The following is a 13,925-nucleotide window of genomic DNA, read 5'->3' on the forward strand; positions in this document are numbered from 1 at the left end:
TACTTATCTATCCTGCGAAGGAGAAGTTCGGCCCCTGGCCCGCGCCGCCTCAGCGCGAGTCCGCCTGCGCGGACGGAAGGGGGGTGTCACTTCGCCGAACCGTATCCTGATGGAGTTCCAGGGCGCTAGTCACAAGCGCGAAATGGCTGAATGCCTGGGGTGTGTTGCCGAGTTGGCGGCCTGCCTTGACCGCCCATTCCTCACTCAAAAGCCCCACATCGTTGCGCAGATCCAGAAGCCGTTCGAAGAGTTCACGCGATTCCTCATGGCGCCCGGCGCCCAGGAGCGCCTCCACCATCCAGAATGAACAGGCCAGGAAGACGCCCTCGTCGCCGGGCAGGCCGTCGTCGCTCTCTCCCGGCTTGTACCGCAGCACGAACCCGTCCTGGGTCAGCTCCCGCTGGATTGCCTCGATGGTCCCGATGACCTTGGGGTCGTCGTTTGGCAGGAATCCCACCCTGGGAATCAGCAGCAGGCTGGCATCAAGCTCGGGGCGGCCGTAGGACTGCACAAACGTGTTGCGCTTGGCGTCATACCCGTTTGCCATGATGTCCTCACGGATCTGGTCGCGGAGCGCCTCCCAGCGCTCCACCGGCCCCGGCAGCCCGGATTCGCGGACGCCCTTCACCATCCGGTCCGCCGCTACCCAGGCCATAACCTTGGAGTGGGTGAAGTGGCGGCGGGGGCCGCGCATTTCCCAGAGCCCGTTGTCCGGCTGGTCCCAGATGGTTTCCAGGTGTTCCATCAGTGCGATCTGCACATCCCAGGCCTCGTCCGTGTGCTTCAGCAACGAGTTCCGGGTCAGGGCAAGGCAATCAAGGACCTCACCCCACACATCCAGCTGGAACTGCTCGGCCGCCGCGTTGCCGATCCGCACGGGGGCGGAGTTTTCGTAGCCTTTCAGCCAGGGCAGTTCCATTTCCGGCAGCCGCCGTTCGCCGTGGATCCCATACATGATCTGAAGGTCGGCAGGGTCCCCGGCAACCGCACGGAGCAGCCAGTCGCGCCAGGCAGCCGCTTCCGCGGTGTAGCCTGCGGCGAGCAGCGCCTGGAGGGTCATGGCGGCGTCCCGGAGCCAGCAGTAGCGGTAGTCCCAGTTGCGCTGGCCGCCCGGCTCCTCAGGAAGCGAGGTGGTGACGGCGGCGACGATGCCGCCCGTGGGCGCGTAGGTCAATGCTTTGAGGGTGACCAGGGAGCGGACCACCGCGTCCTGGTACTTTCCTTTGACAGTGCATTGCGAGGACCAGCCCCGCCAAAACTCAAAGGTGCTGTCCAGTACTTCTTCTGCGTCCACCGTGACCGGGCGGCCTACATGGCTGGGCGCCCACGTCAGAACGAACGGCACCTTCTCGCCCGCTTTCACGGTGAAGTCGCTGACCGTGTGCATGTTCTCGCCGTGCAGCGGTGCCGGTGTTACCAGGTAGACGGCGTCGGGTCCCGCGATCGCGTGGAGGCCGCGTTTGTCCTTGCGCACCCAGGGGATGATGTGCCCATAGTCGAACCGCAGGGTCAGTTCGCCGTGCATCCGGACGCTGCCGCTGATGCCTTCCACAATCCGGACTATGTCCGCCACCGAATCACGGGGCGGCATGAAATCGGTGACCCGCACCGTCCCCTCCGGGGTCTCCCACTCGGTGTCGAGGACCAGGGTGCCGTCCCGGTAACTCCGGCGCGTGCAGGCGCCTCCTCCCTCCGGCGCCAGCAGCCAGCGCCCGGAGTCCGGCGTGTCCAGCAGGGCGTTGAAGCACGCGGGGGAATCGAACCTGGGAAGGCAGAGCCAGTCGATGGAACCTTCCTTGCTGACCAGGCCTCCGGTGTGGAGGTCACCGACCACCGCATAATCTTCAATTCGCGCCATGACATTACCCTGCCACACGCAGCCCGGAACGGAAGGGGAAAAGTGCGGGTGTAGCCTGAGCAAAATGGCAATCCATATTGGCACCTCCGGTTGGAGCTACGACCACTGGGAAAACGTCCTGTACCCGCCGGGCCTGCCCGTCCGGGACCGGCTGCAGTCCTACGTGGCCGCGTTCAGCACTGTTGAGTTGAACGCCAGCTTCTACCGCTGGCCCCGCGATACCACCTTTGCCGGCTGGAACCGGCGCCTTCCACCCGGCTTCAGTATGTCCGTCAAGGCTCCACGGGGGCTGACGCACGCCCGCAAGCTGTATTCGCCGGAAGTCTGGATAGAGCGGATCACCAGATGCTGGCATGAGCTGGGGGACAAACGTGCCGTGCTCCTTGTCCAGCTTCCACCCCAGCTTGAGCGCGATGATGCGAGGCTTGATTATTTCCTGGGAGCGCTTCCGGCCTGGATCAGGGTGGCGGTTGAATTCAGGCACCCCAGCTGGGACAGCCCCGAGGTGTATGCCCTCCTGGAACGGCATCAGGCGGCCTACTGCATCATGAGCGGCGCCAACCTGCCCTGCATCCTGCGGACCACCGCCCCCTTCACCTACGTCCGGCTGCACGGGCCCGACCAACAGCACCTGTATGGCGGCTCCTACTCGGACGCGGACATGCACTGGTGGGCTGACCGGATCAGGGAGTGGGACGGGGCGGGCATCGACGTCTACGCCTACTTCAACAACGACGGCGGCGGGAACGCAGTGCGGAATGCCCGGAGCCTGCGGGGGATCCTGGGCACCGGCTGATCGCTGCGGCAGCCCTGTGGCAGAGTGGTCCCATGGACACGGCTCCGCAGAACCCCGCCCAGGACACGGCACCTCCAGGCCGGCAGAACATGAAGGGCCACTACGCCCTCTCCGGAAGCCAGTTCTTCCGGCTGGCACACCGGCTGTCCGACGCGCTCAATGACGTCCGGATTCGGCTGGCCAAGCGGTGGAAATTCACACCGCAGACCATCGCCTACCAAGGCTACGGTTCCACCACCCGGGTGCGGGTGCTGGGGAGGGTGCTGCTGACGCAGACGCCGCTGCCCGGCAGCAAGGCAGAGCACGAAGCGAAGAACGGCAACCAGAACATCCGGGGCTGGCGCGCCTTCACCGGCGTGCCGCTGCAGTATTCCGACGTCGAAATCACCATCGGCGACGTCGTCACCCATGTCACGGCGGACCGGGGTGGCCTGATCGATACCGAGGTGGAGGTAAAGCTGACCCCCGGCTGGCACACCGCGGTCCTGCGCGCCGAGGGGACCGAGCCGGCCGAGGCACTCATCCAGGTGATCGCCCCCGGCGTGGAATTCGGCATCGTCTCCGACATTGACGACACGGTGATGGTCACCGCCCTGCCGCGGCCCTTCCTGGCACTGTGGAACACGTTTGTGCTCAGCGAGCGGGCCCGCATGGCCACCCCGGGTATGGCAGTGCTGCTGGACCGCCTGACCATTGAACACCCTGACGCGCCGGTGATCTACCTGTCCACCGGGCCCTGGAACGCCGCCCCCACCCTGGCACGCTTCCTGACGCGGAACATGTACCCGAAGGGCGCCCTGCTGCTGACCGACTGGGGGCTCACCCAGGACCGCTGGTTCCGCAGCGGCCAGGACCACAAGCACCGCAACCTGGAACGGCTGGCCCAGGAATTCCCTGACATGCGCTGGCTCCTGATTGGCGACAACGGCCAGCATGACGAGGCAATCTACTCCGCCTTCGCGGCCGAAAACCCGGACAAGGTCGCGGCGATCGCCATCAGGCAACTGTCCGTCAGCGAGTCGGTTTTCGCCGGCGGCCACTCAGAGGACGGCGACCACACCACGTCCCGGGTGCCCTGGATCTACTCCCCCGACGGCGCTGGAATAGCCCGGCAGCTCGCCATGCTGGACCTGCTTCGGGGCTGACCCGGCCGCGCTGATTGCGGTACTCTGCCAGCCCGCCGGACGCCCACAGCCCTTGGGCCTAGGCGCTGGCACCCAGCGCCGCGCCGTCGTCGGGCGCTTCAGTGCCCTCTGCACCATCTTCGACCGGAACCTCCGGGACCACAGCCTGGGCGATGGCCAGGTCAGCCGCTGCGGCGAGGTCGCGTTCCTCGATGAGCTCCTGGAACCAGAAGTAGGACGCCTTGGGCGTGCGCTCCAGCGTTTCGAAGTCCACGTGCAGGAGGCCGAACGGCTGGTTGTAGCCGGCGGACCACTCGAAGTTGTCCAGGAAGGACCAGACGTAGTATCCGAGCAGCTCCACGGACTCCGCCGCCCCGCCGGGCGCCGTAGCGCGAAGTGCTGTTTCGAGGTGGTCGGAAAGATACTTCAGGCGGCGCTCGTCGGGGATGAAGCGGGTATTGGTGGACTTGTCGCGGACGATGATGTCCTCGAAACTTGCCCCGCCCTCGGTGATGATCACGGGAGGCAGGTTGGGATACCGCTCCGCCATCTCCTTCAGGGCCACGGCCATGTATTCAGGTTTGACCGGCCAGCCATAGGCGGTGATGTCCGCCTCCGGCCAGGTCTCCACATGGAACGGCGTTGTACCGCTGCCCGTGGCGCTGAGGTCGCTGCCCATGGCCTCCGCCATGCTCGACGGTACGGTACCGCCGCCCGGTCCCGCCGCCACCTTGGTGGGCATGTAATAGTTGAGGCCGTAGAAATCCAGGGGCTGGGAGATGATCTCCATGTCCTCTTCGGGGTGTTCGAAGGAACTGAAGAATTTTGCGGCACGGATGAGGTCGGGGTATTTGCCCGTGAGGACGGGGTCCGCGTAGAGCCGGTTCTGGCCAAGATCCATGATTCCGGCGCTGATCTTGTCCAGGGGGTTGATCGAATTCGGCACCATGGGTGAATAGACGTTGGTCATGCCGATCTCGCCCGGCACCTTCGCGGCGCGCAGGGCCTGGACGGCGAGGCCGTGGCCCAAAAGCTGGTGGTGGACCGTGGGAAATGCACCCAAGGCCAGCTCCTTGCCGGGCGAATGCAGGCCAAACGCGTAGCCGTTCGCGCTCACGGTTGCCGGTTCGTTGATGGTGACCCAGCGGGCCACCCTGTCCCCAAAGGCCTCAGCCACCAGCGCGGCGAAGTCGCCCAGCCGATATGCCGTATCGCGGTTCATCCAGCCGCCGGCCTCATCGAGTTCCAGGGGCGTGTCCCAGTGGTAGATGGTGGCCATGGGCGAGATTCCGTTCGCCAGGAGCTCATCCAGGAGCCGGTCATAGAAGGCCAGGCCGGCGCGGTTGGCCGGTCCCGTGCCGCCAGGCTGGATGCGCGGCCAGGCAAAGGAGAACCGGTAGGAGTCCACGCCGAGTTGTTTCAGGAGCGCCACGTCCTGCGGCATCCGGTGGTAGTGGTCCGTTGCCACCACCGGACTGTGGCCTTCCACGATTGCACCTGGCCGGGCAGCGAATTTGTCCCACCCCGCGGGCCCGCGGCCGTCCTCGTCCAGTGCTCCTTCGATCTGGAATGCTGCGGTTGCGACACCAAGAGTGAACCCCGCGGGGATGAGCGCTGCGAGGTCCTTGGCGGTGATGTGCATTGGGGTCAGCCTTTGGTCACGGTGGTTAGGGTACGTCCCAGAATGTCACAGCGGAGCACTGCTGACGAGCAGCCGCCCCCCGCCCGGAATGCCGCGCCCTACTGGGTCCCGAAAAGGAACTCCTTTGCGTGCCCCACTGCCTTGCGAAAGGCGTCATTGCGTAACGTCACCAAGTGTTCGCTGTCACCGTCGGATGGCTCCAGGTAACCCGTGAACCCGGGCCGCAGGACCCAGATGTCCCCTGCCGGCGGCAGGTAGAACACGCCAAAGGAACGCTGCTGCCGCTCATCTGCCGTCCACACCGGGACCACCGCCAGGGCCGCACCCGTGGCCGGGTTGATCCACTGTGCCCGCGGCAGCGGCTGTTCATGGGCTTCCGGGTCCAGGAAGGGCGCAGTTCCAGCACCCCACCGCTGCTCAAAACGCTCATGGAATGCCGGAATCAAGTGTGAATCGTAGCGCCGCCAGTCGCTCATGCAGTTTTCCGCCTCCTTGGATGAATGGCCGTGGTTTGGCCCTTGCCTGGTGGAGCGGTCCTGGCCCGTTCAGGACCAGGGGCCGCTTTCCCACCGCACCGGAGTGACTCGAATTGTGTGCCCGGACAGGCCGCCGGTGCCGCGGACTTTCCGGACAGGAATGATGGAGGGCGTTGCGGCCGCGAGCCTGCGGTCGTATGCGGCCCGCTGCTGGGGGTCTCGCAGCACGTTGAACGCCTGCATGATCCGGAGGAGTTCCTCCCCCTGCCCGGGCTTGCCGCCTTCCGCCGGGTCGTCCCGCTTTGATGCCCCGTCCCCGTGCGCCGCGCCGCCGTCCATGTCAGGGTGGTGGCTTCGCATGAGGGCACGGTATGCGTGCGAGATGTCCTGGCGGGTGGCGTCCCTGCCAACGCCCAGGATGTCGTAGTAATCGGGAACGTCCGTCATACCGGCCTCCTCTTCCGCCGGCACCCCCGCCGAAAGGGGCAGGGGCGCGGACGGGAAGCATGGTCCTAGGTGCTGATCTGGTGCTTTTCGGCCTGCTGGGTCCGGATCTCGATCTTGCGCGGCTTGGCCTGCTCGGCCACGGGAATCCTCAGGGTTAGAACGCCCTGGTCATAGCTGGCCTTGATCCTTTCGGTGTCCAGGGTGTCACCCAGGATCAGTTGACGGCTGAACACGCCACGGGGACGCTCCGAGGCCACCAGCTCGACGTTGGGCTGGGTGGGGTCCTGGCGCTCAGCCCGTACGGTCAGGACGTTCCGTTCGACGTTCAGGTCGAGGGAGTCCACCTTCACGCCGGGGAGGTCGAAGGCCACCACGAATTCGCCGTCCTCCTGCCAGGCGTCCATGGCCATCGCTGCCGGGCGGGCAGCGGTTCCAAAGACCTGCTGCGTGAGCCGGTCCAGGTCACGGAACGGGTCAGTACGCATTAACATCATTTCCCACTCCTTCAGCTTCCAGGTGTTGGATCTGCGCTACCCACCGCCACTTAATCTATAGCGGTGGATATAGATTTTTTATAGCACCCGTGGAAAACTGAAACAAGACACCGGCCGGAACGATTTTTTTGGGAGCAGACATGGCAGACCCCGCTGCAGGACGGGCGCCCCGCTCTCCCGGTTCACGGGCCCTTTACGCCATCTCAGTGGCGGCGGAGCTTACCGGGACGGGCCAGCAAAACATCAGGCTGTACGAAACCAAGGGACTGCTCACCCCGTCCCGGACGGCGGGCGGCACGCGGCAGTACAGCGACGACGACATCGCCGTGCTGCAAAGGATCGGCGAACTCCTTGAGGAGGGGCTGAACCTGGCCGGCGTTGCCAAGGTCCTGGAACTGGAGGAAGCGAACGTGAAACTGCACCGGGCCCTGAAACGCGCCAGGTCCCGTCCCGAGTAACCCGGGTGGCTGCCACAACCCGGGTCACGGCAGGCCTTAGTCCTGCGGAGCTTCTTCCCTGGACAGCTCTCCTGTGACCTGCTCCCCGGGAATCCTCGCCGTCCGCCAGGTGTCCAGCGCGATGACTCCGCCCAGGATGAGCAGCGACAGGGAGAACGAGGCAAGGGTATCGGTGGGCCAGTGGTAGCCCAGGTAAAGGCGGCTTGTGATGGCAAGGATGATCCCGACGCCGGCTCCGATGAATCCGAAGACGGCCGCGCGCGGGTTCCGGCGGCGCGAGAAGATGAGGTAGGCGCCCACCAGCAGGAAGTCGCAGGCGCCCAGCACGTGGCCGGACGGGAACGAAAAGGTCTGGTCCGCGCCGAACAGCATCTGGTCCACGGGGGGCCGGGAACGCTGGACGATATGGAGGATGATCTGCGAGACAATCACGCCTGTCAGCATCGCGGCGGCCAGCAGGATGGGGCGCCAGGCGTGCTTCGCCGCGAATCCCCAGATGAGGATCACCACCAGCACGATGATGGGCAGGGCGATGGGACCAAAGAACACCGCCAGGAAGATCATGAAGGCGGTAGCTGCCGCTGAACGCGTGGTCATCAGCCAGCTGTGTATGGGGCCGTCTGCGGCGGACAGGCCGCCGCCCTGGACCACGCTCACCAGTGTGGCGACAAAGAGTGCCAGTCCCACCACGGCCAGGATGATTGACGCGCGGTAGAGACGGCGCCGGTCCGTCGGATCTACGTAGCGCTCCTCCACCACGAACTTTTCGTGGAAGGTATGCCACCTGCCGGTACCACGCCCGGCGACTGCGGACCCTGCTGATTTCTGTGCCAATGTACTGCCCGTCCCTGCGCCACGTTGTCGGCATGCAGTGTATGCGTGCCATGGTAAATGCTTAGGCTGAAGATTATCCCGGCCACGGGCCAATCGCTCCATCGGGCGGCGGGAAACTGCGGGACGGCGAATCCGCCGGGCAACCGGCCCAGGCTTGCAGCAAAAGGACAGGAGCCGGAAGCGCACTGCTCCCGGCTCCTCGGATGATCCTTGGCGGCTACTGCGCCACCCGCTTTATCCTTGGTTTGCCCCGTTGCCGGAGGCAGCGGCCACGTGGTTCCGCCAGCTGTGTTCGGGTTCAAAGCCCAGCAGGCGCCGCGCCTTGTCAATGGACAGCATCGTTTCGTGCTCGCCCAGGTCCTTGGTCACCTTGACGCCAGGGAAGACCTCGGCCGCCAGCTCGGCGCTCGAGCGGCTCATGACGGTATCGGCATTGGCGATGATGAAGGCTTCGAATCCCGGCCTGGCGTTCTCCAGCGCCCGGGCCACGGCCTGGGCCCCGTCCCTGCCGTCGATGTAGCCCCACAGGTTCCACTTGCGCAGCATTGCGTCCGCGTCGAAGGAGGGGAATTTCCCGTAGTCGGCCTCGTCCATGACGTTGGAGAACCGCAGGCCGGTAATGCTCAGTTCAGGGTCCCACCGCGTCATCTCCACGGCCATTTGCTCTTCGAGCCGCTTCACCAGGGAGTAGGTGCTCTCCGGCCGCGGCGGATATTCCTCGTCCACGGGGATGTAGGGCGGGTCGATGTCGAACGGCAGCCCCAGCACGGTCTCGCTGGACGCGTACACCACTTTCTTGATGCCGGCGCGGCGGGCTGCCTGGAACACGTTGTATGTGGAGAGCATGTTGTTCTCGAAGGTGGCCGCGTCCGGAAGGATGCCCGGGGCGGGGATGGCACCCAGGTGCACTACGGCGTCGAACCCGTCATGCCGGTCATCAACGCCCAGCAGCGCGTCCACTACCTGTCCGTAGTTGCGCAGGTCCACCAGCAGCAGTTCGGGGCTGCGGGTTCCCTCGCGGTCCAGGGTGAGGACCTGGTGGCCGTCGTCCGTGAGCCGGCGCACCACGTGCCGCCCCAGTTTTCCGTTTCCACCTGTAACGGCAATTCTCATCAGTGTTTCCTTCTGTTGGAGTGCGTTCACGCTGGGATGTTTCGGTCAGGACGGGGGACGCGGGGCTGCCAGGAACTGTTCGACGGCGGCGATCGCCAGTGCAGTAATTCCCGCCGGGTCACCGCTGCCGTTGACGGACACCAGGATGCCCCGGCCCGCGTACACCGAGACTACTTCATGCGTCTGTCGGTGGTAGAGGTCCAGGCGGCGGCGGAAGACGTCGATGGTGTCATCCGTGCGTCCCTGCTCGCGGGCACGCTGGTGCATCCGCTCCTCCAGTTCCGCATCCGGCGCCCGCAGTTCGATGACTGCGTCCAGTGCGTGCCCCTGCTCTGCCAGCATGGCGTCAAGTTCAGTGGCCTGCGTTGGCGTGCGCGGATAGCCGTCCAGCAGAAAGCCGTGCCGGGCGTCGCTTTCGAGGAGCCGGTCTTTTACCAGTGCATTGGTGAGGTGGTCCGGGACGAACCGGCCGCCGTCGAGGTACCTGGCAGCCTGGTTTCCCAGTTCCGTCTGCCGGTCGACGTTGCTCCGGAAGATGTCCCCGGTGGAAACTGCGGGGACCCCGAAGTGCCGGGCCAGTTGTCCGGCCTGGGTCCCCTTGCCGGAGCCCGGCGGCCCGATGATGAGAAGCCTGGTCATGTTCGCGTCCTTCCCAAGGCGGTCCCGCTTCATTGTGCCGCTTAGCCCTTCGCGGCGCCAGCATGCAGCAGTGCTGGCAGCGGCGGATATGACGCCGTGCCCCCGCCTGGAATGTATATACTCTGGTTATCGGTTTAGCAGCAGGCCGTTGGAAAGTTCGTCGATCCAGCGACCATCACTCCCCGCCCAGTTGCGGGGCGTTTGTGTGTTGCAGGCTCGTTTTGACCTGAACGAATGGCACCAAGAAACCGTGGCCAGCGAGTCAACAGCAAAAACCGATACATCCGTTACCGAGCACTTGCATGAGTTGGTGCTCAACAGCTCCGACGTGGAGGACTTCCTCACCGAGCTGGCGCAGGTGTCCGCGCGCAACCTCTCCGAGCCCGGCGACGAAATGCTGTGCGCCATCACCCTGCAGAGGCAGCGGAAACCAGCCACAATCGCCAGCAGCAGCCAGGAAGCCAAGTCCCTGGGGCAGCTGGAGCACAGGTTCACCCAAACCCCCGGCCTGTCGGCCTCCATTGACCAGGAGACCGTCCACGCCCCGGACCTTGCGGAAGACGGCCGCTGGCCCGACTATGCAACAGCCGTCGTTGCCCAAGGCATTCGCTCGGTGGCGGCCCTTCCGTTCCGGCTCGAAGGGGAAACCAAGGCTGCCCTGCTTCTGTATTCGCGCCGCGCCCACCGCTTCGAAGGACGCCTGTTGAAGTTCGCGGAGGATTTCGTCAGCCAGACGTCCCTGGCGCTCCGACTTGCGGTCCGGTTTGCGCACTACAGCGAGACGGCCGCAAACCTCCGCGCCACGTTGGAGTCCCGCACAGTCATCGACATGGCGGTCGGAATCATCATGGCCCAGAACCGGTGCAGCCAGCAGGATGCGTTCGGCATCCTTCGTACGGCGTCGAGCACCCGCAACACCAAACTGCACGAAGTGGCGGCCGCTGTGGTGAACGCGCTGGGCCAGGGGCCCGCCCGGACACACTACGACGGCTAGGAGTGGCGGTCTCCGGCAGGGTGCCACGCCGCCGGTAGACTGGGGCCAACTTTCGCCGGGGGGCCTGATGGAACAGCAGCGTGTTTGCCTTGTCGTGGAGGATAACGACGATATCCGCGGACTGATCGCAGTGGTCCTCTCGCGTGCCGGGTTCGCGGTGCGGGCAGTGGGCACGGGGGCGGAGGGCATTGCCGCCGCCGCTGACCCCGCCATTTCACTGGTAACGCTGGACCTTGGGCTGCCGGACATGGACGGGCACGTAGTGGCCCGCGCCATCCGCGCCCTCAGCGCAGCACCGCTGCTCTTCCTGACGGCCCGTTCGGAGGACGACGACGTCCTGGCCGGGATGGCCTCCGGGGCCGCCGGCTACCTCACCAAGCCCTTCCACCCGCGCGAACTCACAGAGCTCGCGGAACAGCTTGTGGAACCTGTCCCGGCTTCCCAGGCGCAGCAGACAACGCGGAATTCCCCCCGCTAGTGTCCGACGGCGGCGCGCCCCGCCGTCGGACGTCTTGCTGTCCTACTTGGCCAGGAAGCCGAGCAGCGCTTCGTTGACCTCTGCCGCGTGGGTCCACAACAGGCCGTGCGGGGCACCCTCGATTTCCACGTATTCAGCGCTGGGCAGCGCCTTGGCGAACAGCCGGCCGGTGGAATCGATGGGCAGGATGTTGTCCGCGGTGCCGTGCACGATCAGGGCCGGCACGTCGATCTTGGGGATGTCCTGCCGGAAATCCGTCAGCCAGGTGGGCTGGGCGGCAACAGAGGCAGTGGGTGACGAACTGACGGCCAGGTTCCAGCCCGCACTCATCACTTCCTGGCTCAGGCGGGGAGTGCCAAGGAAGGTATCGGAGTTGTAGAAGTTCTTGAAGAACTCGGTGAAGAAGGCGTAGCGGTCCGCCGTGACAGCTTCCATGAGGCCGTCGAACACGTCCTGCGGGACGCCGTCGGGATTGTCGTCGGCCTTCAACAGGTAGGGTTCCAGCGAGCCGAGGAAAGCCGCCCGCGCCACCCGGGCGGAGCCGTAGGTGCCAAGGTAGCGGCCTACCTCGCCGGTACCCATGGAGAAGCCGACCAGCACCACGTCATTCAGGTCCAGTGTGGTGAGCAGGGAGTTGAGGTCTGCGGCAAAGGTGTCGTAGTCGTAGCCTTCGGCGGGCTTGCTTGATTTGCCGAAGCCACGCCGGTCATAGGTGATAACGCGGTAGCCGGCGCCCAGAAGGGCCGCGGTCTGCTTTTCCCAGGACGATCCATCCAGGGGGTAACCGTGGATCAGAACGACGGGCTGGCCCGAGCCGTGGTCCTCATAGTAGAGCTCGATATCAGTGCTGTTCTCAGTACCTACGGTGATGAAAGCCATCGGGGGCAAATTCCTTTCGAGACTGACCAATCCGGCAGGCAGGGCGCCCTGCCCGTGCACCTCCTACTCTAGGCGCGCCGCTTCATGGGAGCAGCCCTTTGTGCGACGACGGCGGAGCCCGCCAAAGTGCGTCGCCGCGGCAAATATGACACTATATGCGCATGTATGCAGATAAGAATGCTTGCTCCCTTGATACGGACAGCCAGTATGTGGAGCTGGCCGTGGAGGTCTTCGCCATGCTGGCGGACGCCACCAGGGTGCGCATCATCCTGGCGCTTCGTGACGGGGAGATGGCAGTAGGCGCCCTCGCGGATGTGGTGGGCAAGTCCCCCGCCGCCGTCTCGCAGCACCTGGCGAAGATGCGGCTGGCCCGTATGGTGTCCCCCCGGCAGGAGGGAACGCGGGTGCTGTACCGGCTGGAAAATGAGCACGCCCGGCAATTGGTGGCAGACGCCATATTCCAGGCAGAACACGCCCTGGGCGGGGAACCCGCCCACCACCGCCTTCCCGTCCACGCAGCACAGCCTGCCCAGCCTGCCCAGCGGAGCGCTTCATGACCGGGTCACACCAGGACGCAACGCACACGCACAGCCATCCCCATGGAGAGGACCACGGGCACGGCCACGCGCACGACCACGACCACGACCACGACCACGGACACGGCCACGGCCACGGCCATGAGCACGACCACGACCACCATCACCACTCAGGCTTCAAGGGCTGGCTGTTCGAGCTGTTCGTTCCGCATACCCACGACGCCGCCGATTCCATCGACGATGCCATGGAAGCCAGTACCGAGGGCGTCCGGGCGCTGAAGGTCAGCATGTTCGTCCTGCTGGCCACCACGGTGCTGCAGTTCCTGGTGGTCCTGTTCAGCAGTTCCGTGGCCCTGCTCGCGGACACCATCCATAACTTCTCGGATGCCCTGACCGCGGTGCCGCTGTGGGTTGCCTTCATCCTGGGGCGCCGGCAGGCCACCCGCCGCTACACATATGGCTACGGAAGGGCGGAGGACCTGGCAGGCCTGTTCATTGTGGCCGTAGTGGCCCTGTCCGCCATCGTGGCGGGCTGGCAGTCAATGGACCGGCTGCTCAATCCCCAGCCGCTGCAGAACCTGGGCTGGGTGATGGCCGCGGGCCTGATCGGCTTCGCCGGAAACGAGGCCGTGGCCATCTACCGCATCCGGGTGGGCCGCAGGATCGGTTCGGCAGCCCTCGTGGCGGACGGCGTGCACGCCCGGACGGACGGCTTCACGTCGCTGGCCGTGGTGGTCGGCGCCGTGGGCGTCATGCTCGGCTTTCCCCTGGCAGACCCAATCGTGGGTCTGGTCATTTCCGCGGCCATCATGGTTCTGCTGTGGGGCACAGTGCGCAGCATCGGGCGGCGGCTCATGGACGGAATCGAACCGGACCTCGTGGCCCGGGCCGAAGCCGCGCTTGAGCAGACCCCGGGCGTGCTTGCGGTCCAGCACCTGCAGCTGCGGTGGTCCGGCCACCGGCTGCAGGGTTCCGCCCGCATTGAACTCGCTGACACCGGATTGTCGCAGGCGGAAGAGGTGCTCCACCGCGCCGAACACGGACTCCGGCGCGCACTGCCCAAGCTGGACCACATCCTCCTGGCTCCCGTCGTCACCAGGCGTTAAAGCAGGAAGTGGGCCGCCCGTCCAGGACCGGCGGGCTACTTCCCGCCATGG

At 65.6% G+C, this 13,925-nt stretch carries 16 protein-coding genes; 7 read left to right on the top strand and 9 right to left on the bottom strand.

Annotated features, from left to right (window positions below; translation table 11 throughout):
• Positions 1-49: 49 nt before the first annotated feature.
• On the bottom strand, positions 50-1,858 hold the full coding sequence (locus VXJ37_RS09475) for a glycoside hydrolase family 15 protein (protein WP_331322787.1): 1,809 nt from the start codon (positions 1,856-1,858) through the stop codon (positions 50-52).
• Positions 1,859-1,922: 64 nt separating this feature from the next.
• Here VXJ37_RS09475 and VXJ37_RS09480 point away from each other — a divergent pair, with 64 nt between their 5' ends.
• Together VXJ37_RS09480 and VXJ37_RS09485 are read left to right on the top strand one after the other, a co-directional pair.
• Positions 1,923-2,654: a DUF72 domain-containing protein gene (locus VXJ37_RS09480; protein WP_331322788.1), complete on the top strand. Its 732-nt coding sequence runs from the start codon at positions 1,923-1,925 to the stop codon at positions 2,652-2,654.
• 32 nt (positions 2,655-2,686) lie between these two features.
• Positions 2,687-3,799 carry an App1 family protein gene (locus tag VXJ37_RS09485; RefSeq protein ID WP_331322789.1) on the top strand — a complete coding sequence of 371 codons (1,113 nt, stop codon included), beginning with the start codon at positions 2,687-2,689 and terminating at the stop codon, positions 3,797-3,799.
• 58 nt (positions 3,800-3,857) lie between these two features.
• Here VXJ37_RS09485 and VXJ37_RS09490 read toward each other — a convergent pair whose 3' ends face one another.
• From VXJ37_RS09490 to VXJ37_RS09505, 4 genes are all read right to left on the bottom strand, one after another.
• Complete coding sequence (locus tag VXJ37_RS09490; RefSeq protein ID WP_331322790.1) at positions 3,858-5,420, bottom strand: glycoside hydrolase family 1 protein; 1,563 nt, start codon at positions 5,418-5,420, stop codon at positions 3,858-3,860.
• Between the two features lie 98 nt (positions 5,421-5,518).
• On the bottom strand, positions 5,519-5,896 hold the full coding sequence (locus VXJ37_RS09495; RefSeq protein WP_331322791.1) for a hypothetical protein: 378 nt from the start codon (positions 5,894-5,896) through the stop codon (positions 5,519-5,521).
• A gap of 69 nt (positions 5,897-5,965) precedes the next feature.
• Positions 5,966-6,343 carry a J domain-containing protein gene (locus VXJ37_RS09500; RefSeq protein WP_331322792.1) on the bottom strand — a complete coding sequence of 126 codons (378 nt, stop codon included), beginning with the start codon at positions 6,341-6,343 and terminating at the stop codon, positions 5,966-5,968.
• A 65-nt stretch (positions 6,344-6,408) separates the two neighbouring features.
• Positions 6,409-6,834, bottom strand: a complete 426-nt coding sequence (locus tag VXJ37_RS09505) for an Hsp20/alpha crystallin family protein (protein ID WP_331323010.1) — start codon at positions 6,832-6,834, stop codon at positions 6,409-6,411.
• A gap of 143 nt (positions 6,835-6,977) precedes the next feature.
• On the opposite strand from VXJ37_RS09505, the gene VXJ37_RS09510 reads away from it, so the two are divergent.
• Positions 6,978-7,295 (top strand): MerR family transcriptional regulator, encoded by a 318-nt coding sequence (locus VXJ37_RS09510; RefSeq protein WP_331322793.1) that lies wholly within the window; start codon positions 6,978-6,980, stop codon positions 7,293-7,295.
• A gap of 36 nt (positions 7,296-7,331) precedes the next feature.
• On the opposite strand, the gene VXJ37_RS09515 is transcribed toward VXJ37_RS09510, so the two are convergent.
• The 3 genes from VXJ37_RS09515 to VXJ37_RS09525 form a co-directional block, all read right to left on the bottom strand.
• On the bottom strand, positions 7,332-8,129 hold the full coding sequence (locus VXJ37_RS09515) for a phosphatase PAP2 family protein (protein WP_331322794.1): 798 nt from the start codon (positions 8,127-8,129) through the stop codon (positions 7,332-7,334).
• Positions 8,130-8,363: 234 nt separating this feature from the next.
• Positions 8,364-9,242 (bottom strand): NAD-dependent epimerase/dehydratase family protein, encoded by an 879-nt coding sequence (locus VXJ37_RS09520; protein WP_331322795.1) that lies wholly within the window; start codon positions 9,240-9,242, stop codon positions 8,364-8,366.
• Positions 9,243-9,287: 45 nt separating this feature from the next.
• Positions 9,288-9,881: an adenylate kinase gene (locus tag VXJ37_RS09525; protein ID WP_331322796.1), complete on the bottom strand. Its 594-nt coding sequence runs from the start codon at positions 9,879-9,881 to the stop codon at positions 9,288-9,290.
• A 250-nt stretch (positions 9,882-10,131) separates the two neighbouring features.
• On the opposite strand from VXJ37_RS09525, the gene VXJ37_RS09530 reads away from it, so the two are divergent.
• Positions 10,132-10,875 carry a GAF and ANTAR domain-containing protein gene (locus VXJ37_RS09530; RefSeq protein WP_331322797.1) on the top strand — a complete coding sequence of 248 codons (744 nt, stop codon included), beginning with the start codon at positions 10,132-10,134 and terminating at the stop codon, positions 10,873-10,875.
• Between the two features lie 67 nt (positions 10,876-10,942).
• On the top strand, positions 10,943-11,353 hold the full coding sequence (locus VXJ37_RS09535) for a response regulator transcription factor (RefSeq protein ID WP_331322798.1): 411 nt from the start codon (positions 10,943-10,945) through the stop codon (positions 11,351-11,353).
• A 42-nt stretch (positions 11,354-11,395) separates the two neighbouring features.
• Here VXJ37_RS09535 and VXJ37_RS09540 read toward each other — a convergent pair whose 3' ends face one another.
• Positions 11,396-12,232 carry an alpha/beta fold hydrolase gene (locus VXJ37_RS09540; protein ID WP_331322799.1) on the bottom strand — a complete coding sequence of 279 codons (837 nt, stop codon included), beginning with the start codon at positions 12,230-12,232 and terminating at the stop codon, positions 11,396-11,398.
• A 161-nt stretch (positions 12,233-12,393) separates the two neighbouring features.
• Here VXJ37_RS09540 and VXJ37_RS09545 point away from each other — a divergent pair, with 161 nt between their 5' ends.
• Both VXJ37_RS09545 and VXJ37_RS09550 read left to right on the top strand, forming a co-directional pair.
• Positions 12,394-12,789, top strand: coding sequence for an ArsR/SmtB family transcription factor (locus VXJ37_RS09545; protein ID WP_331322800.1), 396 nt, complete (start codon positions 12,394-12,396; stop codon positions 12,787-12,789).
• A complete protein-coding gene (locus VXJ37_RS09550) occupies positions 12,786-13,874 on the top strand; it encodes a cation diffusion facilitator family transporter (protein WP_331322801.1) in 1,089 nt (362 codons plus the stop codon). Before VXJ37_RS09545 ends, VXJ37_RS09550 begins: the two co-directional genes overlap by 4 nt.
• Positions 13,875-13,925 lie beyond the last annotated feature (51 nt).

The organism is Pseudarthrobacter phenanthrenivorans (assembly GCF_036455295.1).
GTDB lineage: Bacteria > Actinomycetota > Actinomycetes > Actinomycetales > Micrococcaceae > Arthrobacter > Arthrobacter phenanthrenivorans_C.